We start from the raw sequence: 22,122 nt of genomic DNA on the forward strand, positions 1-22,122 counted from the left end.
GCCGCCGATGGCCCCAAGGCACCCCTGCTCACACGGGACGGAACGATCGATCCACTGCCCACCCGGATTGCGATCCGTCGGACAAGTTGTAGGCCGCCGGGCCAGGTAGTGGATCCGGCCCGGGATGCCGGTGCTACCGCCTGAGGGCTGGGCATTCGGCACACGGAAACGGCGGAGCTCCGGCGCCGCCAGAGCTTCGTCGCTCACCCTGATACTCGGAGAATCCCCCGGTCTCATTCCGGTATATGACGCCGACATCATGTTCCTCGAGGAGTTCGCGAATGTCCGCATCGGGAAGCTCGGGCGAGAGAACCATGAGCCGGAGTGGCTGGCTGTGTTCCAACAAGCGTAGGTATCTGCCCAAGTCCAAGAGTTGTGCGAGGGCGCCTCTGACAGCTTCACGCGACGTACTGTCCGCGGGTTCGTAGAGGGTGTTTTCGCTTTCGTCGTAAAGATCGCTGATGAGTGTGGACGTCTTGTCTTTGACCTCTACCTGTAGATAGCCAACTGAGTGGCCTGCATCGCTCAGTTCACTCTCGTAGCTCTCGCTCAACTCCTCGCGCCGCTGCTCGGCGATGTCCTCGGGTGTGAGGTTGCGATGTTGGTTCCTCCGCTGTCTTCGTTGCACCCTGGCTAGCCGAGTGGCTTCCCTAGCGCGAAAGAAGATGGGTCTAGTCGCTCTTGCCCGAGGGAGCAGGTGGGCTTCGGATCGATGGAACTGGCCAGTTGGGCGCAAGCGAAAGACTATGACGCTTCGCTCTGCCCCGTCCTCATCGAGGGCTTGTCGCAGCTGGTAAGGCTCGCGCTCATCCACCTTGAAGGGACCGACATAGCGATGCGTCCTAGTGCCGGATCCCGGAACCTTCCCTTCGGCGACGAACAAGTGAAGGGTGCGCCCGCGCGAGGCGTGATTGAGCACCGCAGAGTTGCCCTTGCCGTAGAGCCCTCCAAAGGTTTGGTCACCCCGGGTCCCCGCTCCGGTGTACGTGAATATGGGGCCAAGGTCGTCCTCCTCGGCGAGCCAACCGTCGCGGTAGCCGTACGGCTCACCGGCTTTGATGTCAGAGAAGAGGAGTACGGTCGGCGTGGACCTAGATGGACATATCCCGCCTTGGGGACTACCTCCTAGTTTTTGACCGATCTCCGCACGTGTACGGATGACTCCGGGTTCGAATGCGGGTGCGGTTGTCGTCATGACGTAGAGGCTAGTTCGCGTGCTCAACGACGGTGCAGTGAGGGCAACGGCAATGCAGCGTTGCGCTTTGGCTGGCACCGCGAGGCGGGAGACGATGTGGGGCATGGATCAGGGAATAGCCGCGGTGCTGGCAGGTGGCTTCGGCCTAGTGGGAGCTATCGCTGGGGCCTTCGCCGGTGGGATTTGGGCTGTACGAGGGGCCAGGATCGGTGGCACAAAGGCAGTTGAGGCAGCACGCTTGCAAGTTGAAGGCCAGGCCGTTGCTGAGCATCTTCAGTGGGTACGTGGGCAGCGACAGCAGGCCTATGGGCGGTTGCTCGATGCTCAATCTGCGGTCGAGGACACATTGGCCCGAGCGGCGCCGGGGATACGCACAGGCGGTCGGCTATCGGATGAAGCACGCGACGAACTTGCGGAGCGAAGCCTGGCCCTGCAGACGTGTACGAGGCAAATTGCCCTATGGGGACCCGAAGAGGTGATTCGTCTAGCGCATGAACTTGCGGTCACCACGATCGAGGCGACACAAGCTCTCAGGCTCGCGCAAGGAGGCAGTGCTTCAGCTTCAGGAGGTCAGGGTCAGGGGTGGGCCCGCTGGGAGCGCGCTAGCCGGCAGATGACGGAGGCTCACTCCGTGTTCCTAGCGCGAGCAGGGGCGATCATCCGCGACCCCAACCAACCGGTCAACTAGCCCAAGCTCGCTGATTGCATCGCTCCCACAAATATCTGCCAAGCGGGAGCGCTCATGGTGATCTGCGGCCCGAGCGGGGCCTTGGAGTCCCGCACGGCAATACGTTCGGTGTCTGCGGCGACCTCGACGCACTCCCCTCCCATGCCGTTGCTGTAACTGCTCCTGTGCCATCGGACACTTGAGGCGAACCTCATTGGGAGTGCTCCTCCATAACTCTCTTGATCAGCACGGCTGATCGCTGCGGGCTCAATGCCAGCGCCCTGAGGTGATCGAACGCCTTCGTGTAGAGGTCCACGTCCTTGGGGTCCTCGAGATAGACGGAGTCGGTCAAACCCTCCCGATACACCACATCCGGGTCCTCTTGCTCTGGGAAACCAAGAACAGTGAACGACCCCGTCGTGGGATAGGCACCTGCATCGAACGGCAGCACCTGGATCGTTACTGTCCTCAGCTTCGCCATTTCCAGCATACGTTCGAGCTGGCCCGCCATGACCTGTCGACTTCCCACGGCATGCATCAGAGCACCCTGGTGCACGACGGTCCACAAGTCAGGGGCACTGTTGCTCATCAGGAGGCTCTGGCGTCGCATCCGTACATCGACCATGCCCTGGATCTCATCGGCGGTGTGGTCGACCCACGCACGGCTCTGCTCCGAGGCGTACTCAGGTGTCTGGAGCAATCCAGGGACGAACTCGCTGTGGTAGCTGCGCAGGCTAGAGGCGGCCTGCTCCAGACCCACGTACACGGAGAACCATGAAGGCACTGCGTTTCCGTGAGCGTGCCACCAGCCCTTGGTCTTTGACTCCTTCGCCAAGGACTTGAGGAGATCACGCAGTTCATCAGATGTTCCATAGAAGCGACACAGTGCGTCCACGTCAGACGGCTGGACTCGGCCCCGACCCGTCTCCATTCGGTTGACCTTCGAACTGCTCCAGTCCAGCTCCTTGCCTACGTGGCTGCAGGTGAAGCCGTTGTCTTCGCGCAGCTTCCTGAGCTCGATCGCCAGTCGGCGACGGCGCGCGGTCGGGGAACCAGGCATGGCAACTCCTCGTGCTGTAGCGGAAGTTCTATCTCATCGGAAGCAGCGAGGGACGCCAATCACCCCTTAGGGGGAATCCCTTCGTGCATGTTGCACAACGGGATCCGCACTGGGACTCTCTCACTGAGAGTGATGGGCAATCACACAGCGCGGTGTGGCGTGGCGCGCGGGAAGTAGGTGGCGATGATCTGCGTGAGCGAAGGTGCCCGGCGGGAGCCCTGGATGCAGCACTTCTCTGCTGAGCCGCGCGAAGTCGCCGGGCTGCGCCGCACTTTGAAGCTTCGGCTGACTCTGTGGGGGCTGCCGGAGCTGGTCGAAGCGGCCCAGACATGCGTCACGGAGTTGGCGTCTAATGTCATTCGTCATGTGGGCGTCGGCACCGCCGCGTCCCTCACGGTGACCATGCGGGACCCCTACCTCCGGATCGAAATGCGCGACTCCGATGCTCGGGCGCTTCCGACACTCCTTGATGCTGCCCCTGATGGGGAGTCGGGACGGGGAATGACTGTCGTCGACGCGGTGTCCGAGCAGCGGTGGGGTGTCATTCTCTGTGGTGACTCGAAAATCGTGTGGTGCGAGCTGGCGAACGAACCGGGCACCTCTGATGGGCCCGCTGAATCCACGAGAGTGGGGCGAGCGGAAGAACACTTGTTGCTCTACGGCGGCGTTAGTCGGGGGTGGGCGCCAGCTTCAGGGCGTGTCGGTGTCGCGGTGGCGGAGGAGGTCGCGATCGATCTGATCGCCGACCTCCTCCACTGGCTCCGGGCGCATGGGTGTGACCCCGATGAGGCGTTGGATCGGGCGCAGATGCACTTCGAGACAGAGAGCGGAATTGGCGAAGCGGCCAACCACCGGCTCTAGGCGGCTAGTTCGAGGCGATCGCCGAGTACGTCCACACATCAGCCGGCATCTCCTGCTCGAGTTCCCACGTGATCGCCATGGGCTTGGTTCCTTCATGGGAAACGTAGCGGGCCGGTCCGAGGAGCATCCACGGCTCGGCGCCCCCGATATCTGTGTTCTTGTATCGGCGAACAAAGAGCAGGATGTGGCTCCCGCGTTGTGCATGCTCGCGGTACCTGAGACCCGTCGTGGAGTCCTCGTCGGTTGTGCTCTGTGACTCCCAATGGAACCTGGTCGGACTCATCGCGTAGTCCTTGTACCGGACCGTTGGTGAAAAGTCCTTCTCGTCCTTCTCTAGCGTGATGAGCAGTGCGTCAGAGTTAATCTCCTTGGCGTCAACCACACCCTGCGCGAAGGACCCCGGCATCTGCCCCCCGAAGCGGGCCACCCCGAGCGCCGCAAGTATCTCGGAGCGGTTGTAGGAGCTGTGGATTTTCATGGGGAGGTCGCTGTGCGGGCCTTCCAGCGGGAGGGGGAAGTGATCTGCAGTAGCCAGACAGTGGTCGAGGACTTGATGGAGTTCCTCTCTGACAGCCTTGTGCTCACGCAAGGCTGTCAACCCGTCCTGGTATGACGAGTAACCACCAGCCTTGTCCCAGAAGTTGAAGAACAGCATGCGGGCGTAGCCTTGCTCCACTGGACTCAAGGAGTCGTAGGACGGAGCGTCATTGGCTAGCAGCCGCTGGTACATCTCGATACGCTCGCGGTCGTTCACGTGAAGAAAAGAAGGGATGCGCTTCAGCAGTTCCGACTCGCCTTCGGGAGCGGCGTCGGCGAGCAGGTTGGCGCGGCGCAGCAGATTGGTCCACGAGTTGCCGTTGCCTCCGCGGTAGAGCTCCTTGATCTCGCGACCGCTCTCCTCTAGGTAGGCGGCAAGGCGAGTCTCAGCGTACGTGGAGACCTCGCGGGCTAGTGCCGTCACGTTGACGTTCAGCTGCTCCTTGATGTTCTTGATGATGGCCTGCTTGGCCTTGGCTTCCAGGATGATCTGGCAGCCCGACGGAAGCATGGGGAAGTCGTGGGTCAGGTTGTCGAGGAGACGCTTCCTGGTGAGGTTCGTCAGGGCGCGGAACTGGTTCTCGAAGCGGAATTCCTTACGGTGCTGTCCGATGAAGTCGAGAACCGTGAGAACGGCCTTGTCCTCGGTACGGCGTAGCCCGCGCCCCAACTGCTGCAGGAAGACTGTGGCGCTCGCGGTGGGGCGGAGCAAGAGCAGAGTGTCAACATCAGGAATGTCGAGACCCTCGTTGAAAAGGTCGACGGAGAAGATCACTTGAATCTTGCCGACCTTGAGGTCGGTGAGTGCTTGTTCTCGCTCATCTCGACGGCTTTCACCGGAGAGCGCGACGGCGTTGATCTCAGCCCTTTGGAAGTAGCGAGCCATGAAGTGCGCGTGTGCGACAGACACGCAGAACCCGAGCGCGCGCATGGAGCTTGGGGAAGCGATCTTCTCCTGTACGGCCTTCACCACGAGTCGGGCACGTACGTCGTTTCCGGTCAAGACGTTGCTGAGGGAAGCCGAGTCGTAAGAGCCGCGCTTCCACTCCACGGAGCTCAAATCGGTGTTGTCACTAATCCCGAAGTAGTGGAATGGGCTGAGCAAGTCGTTCTCCAGGGCTTCCCACAGCCGCATCTCGGCCGCGATGTGTCCCTCAAAGAACTCATCCTGGATGTTCTTTCCATCCATACGCTCGGGCGTAGCTGTCAGACCAAGCAGCTCGCTCGGTGTGAAGTGATCGATGATCTTTCGGTACGTAGGAGACGTCCCGTGGTGAAACTCATCGATGACGATGACATCAAAATGGTCGTGGGAAAGTCTCTCCAGCGCCCGGGAGTTGAGGGACTGGACGCTTGCGAAGACATGGGTCCAGTCCCTCGGGATCTCGCCGCTGTAGAAGAGCTCGCCAAAGTTCGCATCATTGAGCACGCCCTGATACGTCCGCAGCGACTGGTCCAGGATTTCCTTGCGATGGGCGACGAAGAGGAGTCGTAGATCGCGCCCCATCTGGCGACGGAGCCGCTTGTAGTCGAGCGCCGCCATCACGGTCTTGCCGGTTCCGGTCGCGGCAACTAGGAGGTTGCGGTGGCGGCCACGTACCGAGCGCTCAACTTCCAAGCGCTCCAACATGTCCTTCTGGTGCGGGTAGGCGGTGACTTCAAGGCCGGAGAGAGTGATGGTATTCCTTCCAGTTCCGTGAGTACGCCCACTGGCTTGAGCTAGCGCGCCGTCAAGCCGAGCTGCATCGCCCTCAGGGTCGTACCTCTCGAATGCGGGCTCGCTCCAGTAGGAGTCGAACGTCGCCTCAAACTTCCGCAGGACAGCAGGCGTAGCCACTGATGACATGCGGACATTCCATTCGAGGCCGTCAAGAAGCGCAGCCCTGGAGAGGTTGGAGCTGCCCACGTAAGCGGTGTCGTACCCACTGTTGCGGCGGAAGAGCCATGCTTTGGCGTGCAGTCGAGTGGAGCGCAGTTCGTAGTTGACCTTTACTTGGGCGCCGAACTCGCTGGCCAGGCGGTCAAGTGCCTGCCGCTCTGTCGCACCGATGTATGTGGTGGTGATGACTCGGATGGGAACCCCGCGGTTATGGGCAGCGCGAAGTGACTGCTCAAGAACGCGGATGCCATGCCATTTCACGAAAGCACAGAGGAGGTCAATGCGGTCCGCTGTCGCAATCTCGGCGCGCAACTCGAAGCCGAGGTTGGGGTCTTCGGGGGAGTTGGTGATCAGCGTGGCCTCGGAGAGTGGCGTCTCGGGACGGATCGCGTAAACATCCGGGGCTTCCTGCTCGGCGATAGCGAGCAGTTGGCGTGGGCTTTCGGCTACGAGGTCGACCCACTCGCGCGCGCCAGCCAGAGTGCCGACTGATTCCAAGATGTGGTTGGCCGCGTGCACTCGTTCAGCCTCGGGGAGGTCCTGGAGTACACGGCGCACGGTCTCGGCCACATGCCGAGCGAGGACGTGCGGGGCCGACTCGGACCCGACCACACCGTCGATGGCCCTCCGGCCGTCTCTGCCGAGTTCCTTCAAGCGGTCTTCAAGCCGCAGGGTGATGAGCTGCTCGTACAGTCCAGAGGCCGGCTTGTTGTGACCTGCCACATCAGTCATGCTCTCGTCCCTCTCGTGGAAGACACCACGTTGAAGTTCTACGTCGACGAATTGCTCGCCCTGAATTGCAGCAGCCCGGTGTTCGGCTCGATTGCTGATGCTGGTGCCACTAGGGAGAACACCATCGCCACCTTGGAGGGCTGGAGGGTTCCTTGACTGGATATGGCTGTTTTGGGGTCCTCCTCGATGACCGGGTAGAGGAGGATGGCCCCGCGACGTGGTGTGGCGAACTTCTCTGTCACTGGGTCGGATGTTGGTGGCAGCGCTCCCGCAATGCGGAGAGCCGTTGCTCGGTGCTTCGGGTCACTGATGCTGCCGAAGAGTTCAACACGACGGCGCTGACGGTGTGAGATGGCGAGCGTTCTGCTTCCGCTGATCGAGGCCTCAACGCGGCGCCCAGATGTCTGCTGCGGCGCGATCAGTAACCAGTCGTCGATCAAGTGAGGGGTCTGGCTTAGACCCTTCAGATATTCGAGGTTCGGCCGAAAGGTAGCCGGGTTCCACCACTTGAGTTCACTCAGTACACCCATGAGTGAGCTGTGACTGAGTGAGGCGACGAGCGCGGAAAGTCGGTATGTGCGGCCGCGAGCCTCGTGGTGGTAACTGAACTCCTCAGGGCTGTCGCTGAGTTGATCGAGGAGAGGCAGCCATAGGTTGGTGTTGTGTCTGAGGTCTTGTGGCGCGACCGGGTGTGCGGTCGGTTCGACGATCTGTCCTGGAGAACGTTCCTGCACCAACTCGGCATTGAACATCTTGTTGCGCGCAGACGGTTTGATCCACGGAAGGCGTTGTTCCACAAGGGGAACGATCTCCCTGGGAGTCACCTGGGGGCGTCCATCAACCATCTCGGCGTACAGCGAAAGCTGTTTGCGGAACGCCTCCTCGTCCTGGCAGACGGCCTCAAATGCCTCGTAGAGGTCGGCTGGCTTCCCGCGTCCGTACATCTCCTCGCGCCCGATATAGAGACGAACCAGATCCCGATACCCCGGCCGGAAGCCGAACCACCGACCCATCTGCATCAGGGTGTCCGCCTGCTGTGTCGTGCGCCGGTAATACGTGATTGTGAGCCCCTCCACCGTGAACCCCCGGGACAGCTTCGTGCCGCCCACCAGGATTTTCCAGACGTGCGGAGTGCGGTCGAAATCGAGGTCGAGTTGGGCGAAGTACCGGTCGGTGTCGCCGTTCACCACTACTACGGGGCTACCACCAGAGTTGATCAACTGGCGAGCCCGGCTGACGTAGGGGCGGAGTTCGTCGTACGAAGAGGGGGCGGGGAAGTCTGCGGCCTGGGCCAAGGACACCGCCGCGAAGTCCGCCTCGAAGAGGGCCGCCAAGCGGTCGTGACCCGCCGTGCCCGTGTAACCCGCCTCGTGCCACATGGAGTTGAGGCGGAGAGCCAGGGCGCTGTGGTCGTCCATCTTGACCGACTCGTGGACCAGCATCGTGTGGTGGCGAAACGGGCCGTCCGGAACACCACGGTCTGCGCGGTACAGCTTCAGCGCACCCGACAGAACGAAGGCGTCTATCGCTTCCTGCATGCGGTCGCCCGTGGAGTCGTAGATGCCGCGGACGTGGGCCTTCTCCTGCGAGTTGGCGTTCGTCCTTTCCTCCACCGGGATGACCGAATCGAGGTCGTGGAAGTCCTGGACGCCCATGTACTCGGCTGGACGGGGAAGCGAGATCAGGAAGTCACGGGGGAAGATGTCGTCATCGTCGCCCGGGTCGATGAAGACGTTCGCGAAGGGTGTGGCCGTGTAGCCGACGTACTGGGCTCGGGGAAGCAGGCCCAGGAGGTCGGTTATCAGGCCGTTGATGGCGGTGCGTTTGACCTTGCCCGCTGCCCACTTCTTCGGATCGGTGGTGTTCACCGATGCCTGGTCCGACTCGTCGTCGATGATGAGAGTAGGGATCTCGCCGAGGATGGGGCCGATCTTCTTGAGGTCCTTGACCAGCTTCGTGAGGACCGACTTGTTCTTCTTGACGACCATGACGCGGGCCGCCGCATGGTGCAGGTTCTGCGGATCGTGGAGCGGCCGTGTGCGGTCGCGTTTCTCGAATTCGAGGGCACTGATGCCGCGGGCCAGGCTCTTGTAATCCTCGTCGCGCGAGGTGAGCCGCTCGATGTCGAAGGCGTGCAGGGCGGAGGGGCGGGCGCCATGCGAAACGAACTTGGCCGGCCAGTCCTCGTCGTCCTGATAGTCGATACCGACCAGCGCGTCGGGATCGTTCGGGTCGGCGGCGCCCAGGATGTTCTCCCGGCCGATCAGCTCCATGTCGAGACGCCGCTGGGTCTGGCCGCGCAGCAGGTTCAGGGTGCCGCCGAGGACGATCACCAGGCGGTAGCCCGCGTCGATCGCTTTGGCTGTGACGCCTGTGAAGTTCGCGGTTTTGCCGGACTGGACGTAACCAACCACCAGGCCGCGCGCACCATAGGCCTCCTCGCGGGTGGGATCGGAGAGGCGCTCGACGACGGCGTGTGTGGCCTCGTCGAGCCCGGACACCGCAGTGGCGCTCCAGCCCTTGCGGCGCAGCAGATTCTCGTACGCGGTCCAGTAAAAGGAGCGATTGGCCGAGCTCTCACGCGAGTACCAGGGCTTGAAGTCCCTGCTGATGGTGGCCGGGCCTGGCTCCTTGAAGACCGGGACCGCCGCGTCCAGCGCCTTGCGCAGATCAGCGCCGAAGCCGAGGCGGGTATAGGCATCGGACCGGCGCTCGTCGGTGCGGGCGGGGGCCTCCGACCACGTGGGGTGCGGCTCGAAGTCCCAGGCGCTGAGCCTTCTGCTCCAGAGCGTGATGAGTTCATCGCCGGGGGCGGCGGCGAGCAGCCGGTCGAGGAAGTGGGCCAGTGCGGTGTCGGCGGGCTCGTCGGCTTCAGCGAGCGCAAAGGCCAATTTGGAAAAGTCCTTGGGGCCTCGGCGGCTCATGGCGTCAAGGACTTCGCCGTGCAGGTCGATCAGGGAGTCGCAGGTCACAACGAGATCCTTCAGCGGGCGAGTTCGGAACGGGCTGCGGTCACGAGCACGCTGTTCCACAGCGCGATCTTGTCGGTCTGGTTCGCCCAGACCCGCTCCTTCTGGAAGATCTCGTTGAGCATCAGGTAGAGCATGCTCTTGACGACGGGTGCGTCATTGGAGCCGCCACGCTTACCGCCGTTGAAGGCGTGCCGGTACTCCTTGTTGAGGGTGACGGAGCGGTCCTTGTGGTCGATCTCGAAAAACGAGTCTGCGGAGTCGAGAGCGGCCCAGCGGAAAGTGATCGGATCCTCACCCTCCAACTGTGGGAGTTCGTCCCGGAGGGTCCGCTTCAGCTTCGGGTCCATGCCCTTACCCGGGGGGATGACCGCCTTGCGCTTGACTTCGGTGCGGCGGCGGGCGGCTTCCCGATAGGTGGCTTCGGCCTCCTGGAGGTATGTGGTGAAGCTGTGGCCCTCGGCGTCGATGGCCTTTTCCAGGCCGCGGGCGAAGGCTGGGGTGACCCGCACGCCGTCCTTCTTGACTGTGAGGCTGAAGACGTCATTCGGCTCGGCTGGCAGGTCGATGGCGATCCGGGCGAGGCTGAGGTGGCCCTCGGCGCTGCGCGTCTCATTCCAGCTACCGGCCTGGACGAGCCGGTCGTGCCGGTAGATGTAGAAGCCTTGCCGCTCGGCGAGCGGTCCGATGCCGCGGAAGCTGACCAGTGGGGACTTGGGCGGCCATATGTGCGCGGTGAGTGTGACGTCGCCGATGCCTTCCACGGGCGCGGCGTACTCGCGGGGATAGCCCGCACGGCCGGGTATCCGGTATCCGAAGGGATCGATGGGCTCGACGCCGCGGTGGTCCAGTACTTCCCTGGTCCGGACGTCCTCGACAGCGATGTCGACGTGGAAATCCTCGCGCGCGAGGAATCGGTGGAGATAGAGACCCAGGTGGGTCTCCAGCTTCTCGATAGTGTCGTTGAGGTAGCGGTCGGCCTGGCCCGCGGTGATCGTTTCAAAGGCGCGGACCTGATCCCAGCGCACGATGGTGCCGTTCCAGCCAATGACGCCGTCGTAGCGGTCGACGAGATCCTGGCAGTACGTTGGCTCGACGATGTCGCAGCTGAAGTCAGCCTTCGCACGGGCGGTCAGCCAGCGGCGGCCCGCCGACGGGCTGATTTTAGTGCGGCTGATCACGGTGAGCGCGTCGGCGTGGGAAAGGGAGGCGGCTTTCAGGCCCGCACCGAAGTGGCCGAGGGCAGTGTCCGTGTAGCCTTCGCGGCCGCCAACGGTCATCGCGGTGTCGAGAGTCGCGTCGTTCATGCCGTGGCCGTCGTCGATGACCAGCAGGCTGACCAGCCTGTCGGCGTCACGGAGAAAGCTGACGACGACGTTGCGTGCGCCTGCGTCAATGGAGTTGTCGACTAGGTCGGCGATGGCCGCCTCGAAGCCATAGCCCTGGTGGGTCAGCGATTCGACGGAGCGCGGTGCGGGTGGCAGCCGCTTACTGCCGCTCGTCGGTACATCGAACTGCCAGTCAGCGGACTGCTGGTAGGGCATGGAATTCCTTGGGCGCATACGGGGCATGACCGCGACTGCAGTCGCGGTCATGCCAGGTCAACCTTTTGATTCTGACCGTAGCGCAGCGGCTACGTACAGAGGAGTCAGGCCCGAATACGCGGGGATATTCGGCCTGAAAGAGCGGGCAGGAACTCCCGACGGTTTGGTCAGGTGCGTGATCTCGGGTGAGTAATGCGACCGCCATCAGGCGCTGCCGTCACCGCCGTGGCACTCCCCGTACGCCACCCCCGACCCACACCAACACCCAGCCCCCCGCTCCGGCGGCCACCCCACCGCCCGCCCCCGCGCAGCCAACGTCGTCGCGTACTGCGGCAACAGCGACGGATCGTCCGGGGAAGCGCCCTCCGAAGCCGCGAAGGCTTCGTAGGACGGGACCGTTCCCGTCACGATGCCCAAGTTGGGGGTGCCGGACGCGGCGAGTTCCCGCAGGGAGGACTCTATGGTCGCCAAGTGGGCCTCGTGGGACGGGTATTCGGCCGACAGGGACGGGTACGCCGCCAGGAGTTCGGTGAGTTCTGTCGACGGCCAGTGGAGGACCGCCACCGGGAACGGGCGGGAGAGGGCCTCGCGGTAGGAGCCCAACTCTGCCTGGAGGCGGGTGATTTCGGCTCGGAGTTCGTCCGGGTTCTCCGAGCCCAGGGCCCAGATCCGCTTCGGGTCGTGGAGTTCGTCCAGGGGGACCGGCGTGCGGCCCGCCGCCGCTGCGCGCGAGCGGTGGACGCGGTCCGCCAGGGCGTCCCACGCGTCGTGGGCCTCGCCCAGGAGGCGGCGTACGCGGTGGCGGCCGAAGAGGAGCGGGTGGGCGGGGTACGGGGGTTCGCCGCCGTCGCCCACGGCGGCCTCGCCCGCCGGCAGCAACCGCCCCAACCCCTGCGTGAACGTCTCGTGCGCCTGGTCCAGCTCGTCGTGGGCCTCCAGGGCCTCCGCCACGATCACCCACGGCGCCGCGTCCGCCGGTGCCGTGCCGCGGACTCCCTCGATGATCGCCCTGGCCTCCGCCTCGTGGCCGTACTCCCAGAGGTTCGCGGCCTTCAGGGCGCGGATCAGGGTCGGGTTCTCCGGCGGGTGCGGGGCCGAGGGTGAGATCAGGCGGTCGTAGAGCGTCGTCGCGCGGTCGCGGGCGTCGGCCAGCTCCAAGTGGGCCGCGGCCTGCAGCAGCAGGTGTTCCGCGTCCTCCGGGTAGAGGCCCGCGGTGCGCTCCAGGCGCTCCGCTTCGGCGATGTGGTCGACGTGGTCGGCAGGCGTGTCGGGGCGCATGGGTGACACCGTACTGCCGTTCCCGGGGTGGGGTGTATGGCGTGCAGCGCGGTCGCGTCGGCGCGGGTCCGGTCTGGGTCTGCGTCTGAGGCGCGCGTCTGGCCTGGGACTGGTCCCCGGGTCTGGTCCGGGTCTGGTGCGGGTCTGGTCTGTTGAGGGCTCTGCCCTTATCTTGCGGGCCTCTGCTGGAGGTGGTGGTCCGGTGTCTCGTGTACGGGGGCACGTTCCCGTTGTCGTTCATGGGCTGCGCTCCGCCCGGCGGCGGCCCGTCGTCCGTGCCCTCTGGTACGCCGCCGAACTCACCCTCACCCTCGGCCTCGTCCTGCTCCTCCTCGTCGTCCATCAGCTCTGGTGGACCAACCGCCAGGCCCGCGCCGCCGCCGAGGAGAAGGTCGACACCCTGGAGCGGGAGTGGGGAGAGGGGGAGGGTGAGGGGGAGGGGAGCGGCCAGGGCTCTTCGTCCGGTGGTGGCGGGGCCGGTGCCGTCGGCGACAGCGGGTCCGGCCATGGTGACACCGGCGCCCCCCAGCCCCGGCGCACCCCCGGCCAACGCCCCGCCCAAGGCGCCCCCGCCAGACCCCCTACAGACCACGCCTACGCAGTCCTCCGCATCCCCCGCCTCGGCCTCCGCGCCCCCATCGCCGAAGGCGTCGCCAAGGGCGGGGTGCTCAACAAGGGGTACGTCGGCCACTACCCCCGCACCGCCCAGCCCGGCCGCCCCGGCAACTTCGCGCTTGCCGGGCACCGGAACACGCACGGCGAGCCGTTCCGGTACATCAACCGGCTGCGCCCCGGCGACCGGCTCACCGTCGGGACCCGGGACGCCGTCTACACGTACACCGTCGACAAGACCCTCGACCGGACCTCCCCGCGCGACGGCGGCGTCATCGCGCCCGTGCCGCGCAGCGCCGTCCGACCGGGGCACGGGTACGACCAGGCCGGGTACTACCTCACCCTCACCACCTGCACCCCGGAGTACACCTCCAAGTACCGGCTCGTGGTGTGGGGGAAGCTGACGTCCATGCGGCCCCGCTGAGCGGCCCGGCTAGGCTGCTGCCCCGTGATCAAGCGCCGCCCCCACCTCCTGTGGCTCCTCGTGCCCTTCGTGCTGTACGTGGGGGCGTTGCCCTTCGTCAACCGCGTACGGCCCCTCGTCCTCGGGCTGCCCTTCCTGTTCGCGTGGCTGCTCGCGGCCACGCTTCTCACGCCCATCACCGTCTGGCTCGCCTACCGCGGTGACCAGAAGCAGCGGCGGGCCTCATGAACGCCAACGCCACCGTCGCCACCACCATCTTCGCCGTCTTCATGGTCGCCACCGTCGGCCTCGGGCTGCTCGCCGTACGGGGGAGGAAGGGAGGGGCCCGGGAGAGCTCCCCGAAGGGCGCGCTCGCCGAGTGGTCCGTGGGCGGGCGGTCCCTCGGGACCGTGCTCATCTGGGTGCTGATGGCGGGCGAGGGCTACACCAGTTTCAGCTATCTGGGTGCCGCGGGCTGGGGGTACAACTACGGCGCGCCCGTCCTCTACGTCGTCGCCTACATGTCGTGCGGGTACGCGGTGGGGTACGTCGTAGGCCCAATGCTCTGGGCCTACGCCCGCCGCCACGGGCTCGTCGGCATCACCGACATGGTGGCCCACCGCTACGGCCGCCCCTGGCTCGGCGCGGGAGTCGCCGTGCTCGTGACCGTCTTCCTGCTGCCGTACATCCAGTTGCAGATCACGGGCATGGGCGTCGTCGTCTCGACGATCTCGTACGGCGCCATCAGCCTCAACTGGGCCTATTTCATCGGCTTCGCCGTCACCACGGGGTTCGTCGTCGTGAGCGGGCTGCGCGGCAGCGCCTGGGTGTCGGTCCTGAAGGACGTCCTCGTGATCGGCACGCTCGCCTTCCTCGTCGTGTACGTGCCGCTGCACTACTTCGACGGGTACGGGGACTTCCTCGACCGGGTCGTGCGGGAGAAGGGGGAGTGGCTGACGCTGCCCGGCAGCGGCGGCAGCCCGTACGGCGGGGCCTGGTTCGCGACCACGACCTTCCTCAACGCCCTCACGGTCTGCATTTTCCCGACCACCGTCGCCGGGTACCTCGGCGCCCGCAGCGCCGACGGCCTGCGCCGCAACGCCGTCCTGCTGCCCGCCTACAACATCCTGCTGTTCGTCCCCATGCTGCTCGGCATGGCCGCCCTGTTCGTGGTGCCGGGGCTCACCGGGGCCGGGTCGAACCTGGCGCTGTTCAAGCTGGTCGTGGACTCCCTGCCCGCCTGGGTCGTCGGCCTCGTCGGAGTCGCCGCCGCGCTGTCGTCCATCGTGCCGATGGCCGTGTTCATGCTGGTCATCGGCACGATGTGGGGCAGGAGTGTGCTGTCGCTGCTGCCGCGGTGGGGCGAGCCCGCGCGGCAGAAGCGGGCCTCGCAGGCGGTGGTCGTGGCGGCGGGCGCGGTCGCGCTCGTCATGACGTACACCGCGCCCAACACCCTCGTACGGCTCTCCCTCATCTCGTACGAGGGGATGGCGCAGCTCGTCCCGATGCTGCTGCTCGGCCTGGTGTGGCGGAAGCTGAGCCTGGCGGGGGCCGTGAGCGGGCTCGTGGTGGGGGTGGCGATCGTGTGCGGGCTCGTCTTCACCGAGCACGACCCGGTGTTCGGCGTGAACGCGGGGATCCTCGCGCTCGTGGCCAATCTGGCGGTGGCGCTCGCCGTTTCGTACGCCGGGCCCGCCGACCGGGACAGCCGGCCGGACGCGGACGTGCTCGCGCGGGACCCGATCGAGGCCGAGGCCGAGGCCGAGGGCGGGGATGTCAGCGCGGCGTCCGGCGCGGCTCCCGCGGCAGTACGACGCTAGCCCGGCGTCCCGCGCCGCTCCCGCAGCAGTACGACACTGACCGCCGCGAGCACGGCGAGCCCCGCCGCCACCACCAGCGCCACGTCCGCGCCGTGCGCGAGGTCGCCCGGTGCCGAGCCCGACGCCGTCGCCACCGCGATCATCAGGGCCACGCCCGCCGCCGAACCGATGTAGCGCGCCGTGTTGTTGGCGCCCGAGCCCATCGCGGCCCGCTCGGCCGGCACGGACTCGACCGCGAGCCGGGGCAGGGCCGCGTTCAGCAGGCCGCTGCCCACGCCCGAGAGGAACAGGCCGGGCAGCAGGCGGGTCCAGGAGTCCGCGGCCACCGCGCCGAGCATCGTCAGGAGGGCGACGGCGTGCAGGCCGAAGCCGACGGCCAGTTGGTGCCGCGCGGAGACCTTGCCCGCGAGGCGCCTGGCCTGGAGGGCGACCACCAGGGAGATGCCGGCCCAGTACGCGAACAGCCAGGCCGCGCCCATCGCGGACATGCCGTCGGCCTGCTGCAGAAGCGTCGGCAGGTAGCTGAAGAGCCCGATGACGGAGAAGCCGGTGAACAGGCCGCCCGCGGTCGCCGCGAGGAACGGCGGGCGGCGCAGCAGGCCGAGGTCCAGCATGGGCGTGGCCGAGCGGCGCTCCACGTACGCGAAGGCGCCGGTCAGGAGCACGGCGAGCAGGAGCAGCGCGCCGACGGGCGCGCGCAGCCAGCCGTCGCGGCCCAGCGTGAGCGCGGCGAGCAGCGCCACCAGCGCGAGGCCGAAGGTCAGCGCGCCCGCCAGGTCCGGGCGCCCGTCGCGCGGCGCGCGGGACTCGGTGAGGGCGCGCGGGGACAGGGCGGCGACGGCGAGCCCGAGCAGGCCGAGCGCCAGGTACGGCAGCCGCCAGTTCGCGAGGGTCGCGAGGCTCCCCGCGAACGGCGAGGCCACCGCGATGCCGCCGCTGACGCACGCGCCCCACACGCCCATCGCGCGGATCCGCCCGGGCCCCGCCGGGTACGCGTGCGCGATCAGGCCGAGGCTGCTGGCGAGGATCGCCGCGCTCGCCGCGCCCTGGGCGACGCGCGTGAGCGTGAAGACGAGGGTGGAGTCCGCGAGCGCGCCGAGCGCCGTGGTGAGGCCGAGCGCGACGATCCCGGAGAGGAAGACCCGCCGTCGCCCGTAGTCGTCGGCGAGGCTGCCCGCGACCAGGAGCAGGGCGGCGAGGCCGAGCGGGGCGCCGTTCAGGAGCCAGGCCTGGGCGGAGAGCGGGGTGCCGAGGGCGGCCGCCGTGTCGGAGAGCGTGACCATCGGGGCGCTGTACGTCATCAGCGTCAGGGCGGTCGCGGCGCCGGTGACGGCGAGGGTCGCGGCGGGGCGGCCTCCGGCCCGGGGAGCGGGATGGCCTCCGGCCCGGTGGGCGGGGTGGCCTCCGGCCCGGTGGGTGGGAAGCGTTGACGAGGAGTTAAGTTCATTCATTGAACCTGTTGGCATGCGGACGACCGTAGCATTTGAAGTTCAATGAATGAACCTCATCTCGGTAAAGTGGCTACAGTGGGGGCCATGGCTCTCGGCAAGGACTACGCGGCGCAGCAGTGCTCCGTCGCCCGCGCACTGGAGGTCGTCGGCGAGCGCTGGACGCTGCTCGTCGTCCGTGACGCGCTCTACGGCGTGCGGCGGTACAACGACTTCCTCGTCCACCTCGGCATCCCCCGCGCGGTCCTCGCCGCCCGGCTGCAGACGCTTGTCGACGCGGGCGTCCTGGAGAAGCGGCCCTGCGCGGACGCCCCCCGGCGCCACGAGTACGTGGTGACCGAGCGCGGCCGCGCCCTGTGGCCCACGGTGCGCGCGCTCGCCGCCTGGGGGCGCGACACCTTCGCCGACGGCGTGCCGCTGCGCTACTACCGGCACGCCCAGTGCGGTACGGAGGTCGGCCTCGCGGGGGAGTGCCCGGCGTGCGGACTCCTCGTACCGCTGGAGGACGTGGAGGTGCTGCCCGGCCCCGGGCTCGATATGGACCCGGCCGATCCGGTCAGCCGGGCGCTGCTCGGGCCCCGCAGGCTCCTTCAGCCGCTCCGGCTCGATCCTGTATAAACGGCAGCAGCACATTCGTACGCATACGGCGTACACGTACAAGGACCATGGCAGGAGGTGGTGGTGACGTGAGCGGGAACCCGGTCAAGAACATGATCGGCAAGTGGACCGCCGCGCTGCGCCCCGCCGCCCTGTTCCTCTTCCTCCTCGTCGAGACCGTCCTCGCCGACACGGGCAGCCTCTCCGCCGCCGTCGCGTTCGCCGCGACCGCCGCCGCGGGCTCCGCCCTCGCCCTGTGCTCGCTGCTGTCCGCGCGCTGCGCGCCCGCCGTGCCGCGCACCCGCGTGCGGACCGCCATCCGCGACCGTGAGCAGCGCACCGCGTTCCTGCCGCAGCGCGATCCCGACGCCCGTGGGCGCACCCGCCCGCGAGCACCCGGCCGTCCCCTCCTGACGGCCGCGTAGGGACTCTCAGCAGCTCCGTTCTCTGACCCCGCGCGGGTCGTCATGCCGCCCCCCACGCCTCCGTTGAGGCATTCCCGGCACGACGAGACCCCCGGAGGGCTCACCCATGTCCGTCTTCGCCAGCCTGGTCGCCGACCTCGCCGACCTGCTCGCGCCGCTCTTCCACGGCGCCGCGATGGCCGCCGCCATCGTCCTGGTCACCGCCTGCGTACGCCTCCTCGTCCACCCCCTGTCGCGGGCCGCCGCCCGCGGCCAGAAGGCCCGCGCCAAGCTCTCGCCGCAGATCGCCGAGCTGCGCAAGAAGCACGCCAAGAACCCGGAGAAGTTCCAGAAGGCGCTCATGGAGCTGCACCGCAAGGAGCAGGTGTCCCCGCTGTCCGGCTGCCTGCCAGGCCTCTTCCAGCTGCCCGCCTTCTTCCTGCTCTACCACCTGTTCTCCAGCTCGAGCATCGGCGGCAAGGCCAACGAACTCCTCGACCACAAGCTGTTCGCGGCACCGCTCGGCGGACGCTGGGCGGACGCGCTCGGCGACGGCGGCCCCTTCGGCGCCGCCGGGCTGCTCTACCTCGCGCTCTTCGCCCTCGTCGCCGCCGTCGCGACCTTCAACTACCGGCGTACGAAGCGGCAGATGGCGGGGTCCGCCCTGCCGACGGGGGACGCGCAGGCGCCCGGCGCGAACGCCATGGCCGCCATGACCAAGTACATGCCGTTCATGTCCTTCATGACCCTCTTCACGGTGGCCGTGGTGCCGCTGGCGGCCGCGCTGTACGTCGTGACCAGTACGACATGGAGCGCGGTGGAGCGGGCCGTGCTGTACCGGGACATGCCGACCGGGGCCGGTGCGGTGGGGACCGCCGCCGCGATGTGACGGTCCCCGACGACGCGATGTGACGGTCCAGTACGTGAACGGGGTCTTGCGGAGCGGACGTCCAGCTTGGAGGATCGGCCAAACCTCCGATGGCCGCACCCCGTCGGAGCACCTCCGAACCGGCCGGGCCCCAGCTCGACCAGAGGGAGTCAGACCATGAAGCTGCTGCGAGTCGGTACGGCGGGCGCCGAGCGCCCGGCGCTGCTCGACGCCGGGGGCACCCTGCGCGACCTGTCCGGCACGGTCACCGACATCGACGGCGCGCTGCTCGCCGACGACACCGCGCTCGGCCGCGTCCGCGCCGCCGCCGACGCGGGCACCCTGCCCGCCCTGGACCCGGCCGGGCTGCGCGTTGGGCCGCCGCTCGCCCGGATCGGCAAGGTCGTGTGCATCGGCCTGAACTACCACGACCACGCGGCCGAGACCGGCGCCGAGCCGCCCGCCGAGCCCGTCGTGTTCTTCAAGGCGGCGGACACCGTGGTCGGGCCGAACGACACCGTGCTCGTGCCGCGCGGCTCGGTGAAGACCGACTGGGAGGTCGAGCTCGCCGTCGTCATCGGGCGCACCGCGCGCTACCTGGAGTCGCACGAGGAGGCGCTCGCGCACGTCGCGGGGTACGCGGTCGCGCACGACGTCTCCGAGCGCGAGTTCCAGATCGAGCGCGGCGGCACCTGGGACAAGGGCAAGAACTGCGAGACGTTCAACCCGCTCGGCCCCTGGCTCGTGACGGCCGACGAGGTGCCGGACCCGCAGGCGCTCGGCCTGAGGCTGTGGGTCAACGGCGAGCTGAAGCAGGACGGCACGACGGACCGGCAGATCTTCCCGGTCGCGGAAGTGGTGCGCTACGTAAGCCAGTTCATGACGCTGTACCCGGGCGACGTGATCAACACCGGTACGCCGGCGGGGGTCGCCCTCGGGCAGCCCGAGCCGAAGCCGTTCCTGCGGGCCGGGGACGTGGTGGAGCTGGAGATCGACGGGCTCGGGCGGCAGCGGCAGGAGCTGAAGGGGGCCTGACGCCCCCCGATGGGGGAGGCGGTGAGCGTGTCGCCCGCTACTTTTGTCTGAATTACGCATATTTCCGTGTATGCGAAGAAAACGTTCAGCGTATGTGGCGGCGGCTGTCACCGTCGCGGCCGCCGCCGTCGTCGGCGGTCTGGCCGGGCCGGGGGTCGCCGACCCGCTGCCCGGCGGCCTCGGCCCCTGCAAGGGAACGGCCTGCCCGGAGACGTACCCGGAAACGAACAACGGCCCCGTGACGGGCCGCGACGAGAACATCAACGTGTTCGTCGGCGAGAACATGCTGGTGCGCGAGGCCGCCGCGGAGGCCGAGGGCAAGGTCGTCGTGCTCGGCGACTTCGACATGAACAAGCGCGCCGGGGCCTCCCAGGTCTACAACGTGGGCGTGGCCGGCGTCGGCTCCCGGGTGCCGCCGCCCAACGGCTCCGACTTCCTCACCGCGGGCGGCGACCTGAGAGTCGCCGCCGGGCAGCGGCTGCTCGCGGAGGAGGGCTCGGTCTCCGGAGTCGTACGGTACGGGGACATGCTCACCGGCACGGTCAGGCCGCCCGCGGTCCACGACCCGGACGCGGCCGACGCGTACGCCACCCTGCCCGACCGGCTGACGGCCGCCAGCCAGTGCTACGCGTACGACAACGGGTCGCCCCGCGAGGTCACGGGCTCGGCGGTCAACAACGGCAGCGAGACCGTGTTCACCGGCGACGGCACGTCCGAGATCCAGGTCTTCAACGTCGACTTCGACATGGTCAGCAGGAGCGGCGGCGACCAGGGCATCGTGTTCCGGAACATCCCGGCCGGCGCCACCGTGCTCGTGAACCTCTTCGGCGACGCCCGCACGGTCCGCACCTACAGCGGATCGCTGCCGGGCGGCCTGCGCGAGCGGCTCCTGTGGAACGTGCCCGACGCGAGCTCCGTGCGGTTCGCGGGCAGCGGGCAGTTCCAGGGGAGCGTGCTCGTGGGGTCGCCGGGGAGCGCGACGACGGTGACGCTGCCCGGCATGAACGGCCGCTTCTTCACGGTGGGTTCGCTCACCCACACCTCGCTGGTGGGCGGCGGCCAGGAGATCCACGCGTACCCGTTCAACGGCGACCTGCCGTCGTGCGCGTCACCGTCCCCCACGCCGACGGTGTCTCCAACGGAGTCCCCGGACCCGTCTCCGGACCCGTCGGACAGCGACGATCCCGAGCCTTCTCCGGACCCGTCGGACAGCGACGATCCCGAGCCTTCTCCGGACCCGTCGGACAGCGACGGCCCGGACCCGTCCCCCGACCCGGACCCGGACCCGTCGGACAGCGATGGTCCTGAGCCGTCCCCGGACCCGGACCCGTCTGACAGCGACGGCCCCGAGCCGTCCCCGGACCCGTCCGACAGTGACGATCCTTGGCCCGACCCGGACCCGGACCCGGATCCTTCCGACAGTGACGACCCGTGGCCCGACCCCGACCCGGACCCGTCCGACAGCGACGACCCCTGGCCGAGCCCGGAGCCGTCCAAGTCGTCCGCGCATCCGCATCCGCATCCGCATCCGCACCCGTCCAAGACCCACCACGGCGGTCACCACGACGGTCACCACGACGAGATGGCCGACACGGGCTCGGACACCTCGTCGGGTGAGCTCGCCCTCGTGGGGGCGATCGCCGCGGCCCTCGTCGGCACGGGTGTCGGGTTCGTGGTGATGATGCGCCGCCGCGCCGAGGACCAGTCCGACTGAGCGGATCCGCAGTCGGTGTCAGGACGCGGTGAACCGCTCCAGGGCCGCCACCACCAGCGCGTGATCCGCGACCTGGGGGAGGCCCGAGACGACCACCGTGCCGATGACGCCCGCGCCCTCGACCGCGATCGGGAACGCGCCGCCGTGCGCCGCGTACCGGTCGGGGTCGAGGCGCGAGGACTCCTCGAACGTGCTGCCCTTGGCCCGGAACCGGCTGCCCACCAGGTACGACGAGCAGCCGTACCGCTCGACGACGCGGCGTTTGCGGTCGATCCACGCGTCGTTGTCGGGCGTCGAGCCGGGCAGCGCGGCGTGGAAGAGCTGCTGGCCGCCGCGCCGGATGTCGACGGCGACTGGCGCCGCGCGCTCGCGCGCCATCTCCACGAGGAGACAGCCGAGCGCCCACGCGTCCTCGTACGTGAAGTGAGGGAGCGTCAGACGGCGCTCCTGCTCCTCCAGTTCGGAGATGGAGGGGGCGGCGGGTGCCGCCGGGGCGGTG

General features: G+C 67.6%; 18 protein-coding genes. 9 read left to right on the forward strand and 9 right to left on the reverse strand.

Going from position 1 to position 22,122, the window contains the following annotated elements:
- Positions 1-133 precede the first annotated feature (133 nt).
- The 3 genes from AC0KTA_RS23625 to AC0KTA_RS23635 form a co-directional block, all read right to left on the reverse strand.
- Positions 134-1,195 carry an SRA domain-containing endonuclease gene (locus tag AC0KTA_RS23625; RefSeq protein WP_481050219.1) on the reverse strand — a complete coding sequence of 354 codons (1,062 nt, stop codon included), beginning with the start codon at positions 1,193-1,195 and terminating at the stop codon, positions 134-136.
- Between the two features lie 684 nt (positions 1,196-1,879).
- The gene (locus AC0KTA_RS23630) at positions 1,880-2,077 is read right to left on the reverse strand and encodes a DUF397 domain-containing protein (protein WP_481050220.1); all 198 of its coding nucleotides are present in this window, start codon (positions 2,075-2,077) and stop codon (positions 1,880-1,882) included.
- Positions 2,074-2,922: a helix-turn-helix domain-containing protein gene (locus AC0KTA_RS23635; RefSeq protein WP_481050221.1), complete on the reverse strand. Its 849-nt coding sequence runs from the start codon at positions 2,920-2,922 to the stop codon at positions 2,074-2,076. The genes AC0KTA_RS23630 and AC0KTA_RS23635 overlap by 4 nt, the downstream gene beginning before the upstream one ends.
- 222 nt (positions 2,923-3,144) lie before the next feature.
- Here AC0KTA_RS23635 and AC0KTA_RS23640 point away from each other — a divergent pair, with 222 nt between their 5' ends.
- Positions 3,145-3,783, forward strand: a complete 639-nt coding sequence (locus AC0KTA_RS23640) for an ATP-binding protein (RefSeq protein WP_481050222.1) — start codon at positions 3,145-3,147, stop codon at positions 3,781-3,783.
- A gap of 4 nt (positions 3,784-3,787) precedes the next feature.
- Here the strand turns inward: AC0KTA_RS23640 and AC0KTA_RS23645 are convergent, their stop codons facing one another.
- The 4 genes from AC0KTA_RS23645 to AC0KTA_RS23660 all read right to left on the reverse strand — a co-directional run bounded on the left by AC0KTA_RS23645 (position 3,788) and on the right by AC0KTA_RS23660 (position 12,722).
- Entirely contained in the window at positions 3,788-6,931 is a 3,144-nt protein-coding gene (locus AC0KTA_RS23645; protein WP_481050223.1) for a DEAD/DEAH box helicase, read from the reverse strand.
- A 38-nt stretch (positions 6,932-6,969) separates the two neighbouring features.
- Positions 6,970-9,855 carry a Z1 domain-containing protein gene (locus AC0KTA_RS23650; protein WP_481056535.1) on the reverse strand — a complete coding sequence of 962 codons (2,886 nt, stop codon included), beginning with the start codon at positions 9,853-9,855 and terminating at the stop codon, positions 6,970-6,972.
- A gap of 59 nt (positions 9,856-9,914) precedes the next feature.
- Positions 9,915-11,444: an ATP-binding protein gene (locus tag AC0KTA_RS23655; RefSeq protein ID WP_481050224.1), complete on the reverse strand. Its 1,530-nt coding sequence runs from the start codon at positions 11,442-11,444 to the stop codon at positions 9,915-9,917.
- A 204-nt stretch (positions 11,445-11,648) separates the two neighbouring features.
- Positions 11,649-12,722, reverse strand: coding sequence for an SEC-C domain-containing protein (locus tag AC0KTA_RS23660; protein WP_481050225.1), 1,074 nt, complete (start codon positions 12,720-12,722; stop codon positions 11,649-11,651).
- Between the two features lie 202 nt (positions 12,723-12,924).
- Between AC0KTA_RS23660 and AC0KTA_RS23665 the strand changes: the two genes are divergently transcribed.
- Genes AC0KTA_RS23665 through AC0KTA_RS23675 form a run of 3 tightly spaced genes read left to right on the forward strand, consistent with a single transcriptional unit; the run spans position 12,925 to position 15,557 of the window.
- Complete coding sequence (locus AC0KTA_RS23665) at positions 12,925-13,758, forward strand: class E sortase (RefSeq protein WP_481050226.1); 834 nt, start codon at positions 12,925-12,927, stop codon at positions 13,756-13,758.
- Between the two features lie 24 nt (positions 13,759-13,782).
- Positions 13,783-13,986 (forward strand): DUF3311 domain-containing protein, encoded by a 204-nt coding sequence (locus AC0KTA_RS23670; RefSeq protein ID WP_481050227.1) that lies wholly within the window; start codon positions 13,783-13,785, stop codon positions 13,984-13,986.
- Positions 13,983-15,557: a sodium:solute symporter family protein gene (locus tag AC0KTA_RS23675; RefSeq protein WP_481050228.1), complete on the forward strand. Its 1,575-nt coding sequence runs from the start codon at positions 13,983-13,985 to the stop codon at positions 15,555-15,557. Before AC0KTA_RS23670 ends, AC0KTA_RS23675 begins: the two co-directional genes overlap by 4 nt.
- Here AC0KTA_RS23675 and AC0KTA_RS23680 read toward each other — a convergent pair.
- A complete protein-coding gene (locus AC0KTA_RS23680) occupies positions 15,554-17,008 on the reverse strand; it encodes an MFS transporter (protein ID WP_481050229.1) in 1,455 nt (484 codons plus the stop codon). The two genes, AC0KTA_RS23675 and AC0KTA_RS23680, sit on opposite strands and share 4 nt — an antisense overlap.
- 84 nt (positions 17,009-17,092) lie before the next feature.
- Here AC0KTA_RS23680 and AC0KTA_RS23685 point away from each other — a divergent pair, with 84 nt between their 5' ends.
- The 5 genes from AC0KTA_RS23685 (at position 17,093) to AC0KTA_RS23705 (ending at position 21,623) form a co-directional block, all read left to right on the forward strand.
- The gene (locus tag AC0KTA_RS23685; protein WP_481050230.1) at positions 17,093-17,623 is read left to right on the forward strand and encodes a winged helix-turn-helix transcriptional regulator; all 531 of its coding nucleotides are present in this window, start codon (positions 17,093-17,095) and stop codon (positions 17,621-17,623) included.
- Positions 17,624-17,715: 92 nt separating this feature from the next.
- A complete protein-coding gene (locus tag AC0KTA_RS23690; protein WP_481056536.1) occupies positions 17,716-18,027 on the forward strand; it encodes a DUF6412 domain-containing protein in 312 nt (103 codons plus the stop codon).
- Between the two features lie 106 nt (positions 18,028-18,133).
- Complete coding sequence (locus AC0KTA_RS23695) at positions 18,134-18,895, forward strand: YidC/Oxa1 family membrane protein insertase (RefSeq protein WP_481050231.1); 762 nt, start codon at positions 18,134-18,136, stop codon at positions 18,893-18,895.
- 156 nt (positions 18,896-19,051) lie between these two features.
- Positions 19,052-19,909: a fumarylacetoacetate hydrolase family protein gene (locus AC0KTA_RS23700; protein WP_481050232.1), complete on the forward strand. Its 858-nt coding sequence runs from the start codon at positions 19,052-19,054 to the stop codon at positions 19,907-19,909.
- Positions 19,910-19,979: 70 nt separating this feature from the next.
- Complete coding sequence (locus tag AC0KTA_RS23705) at positions 19,980-21,623, forward strand: choice-of-anchor A family protein (protein WP_481050233.1); 1,644 nt, start codon at positions 19,980-19,982, stop codon at positions 21,621-21,623.
- A gap of 18 nt (positions 21,624-21,641) precedes the next feature.
- Here the strand turns inward: AC0KTA_RS23705 and AC0KTA_RS23710 are convergent, their stop codons facing one another.
- Positions 21,642-22,091, reverse strand: a complete 450-nt coding sequence (locus AC0KTA_RS23710) for a heme-degrading domain-containing protein (RefSeq protein WP_481056537.1) — start codon at positions 22,089-22,091, stop codon at positions 21,642-21,644.
- Positions 22,092-22,122: the final 31 nt, after the last annotated feature.

The sequence above is a fragment of the Streptomyces sp. Y309 genome, assembly GCF_056712025.1.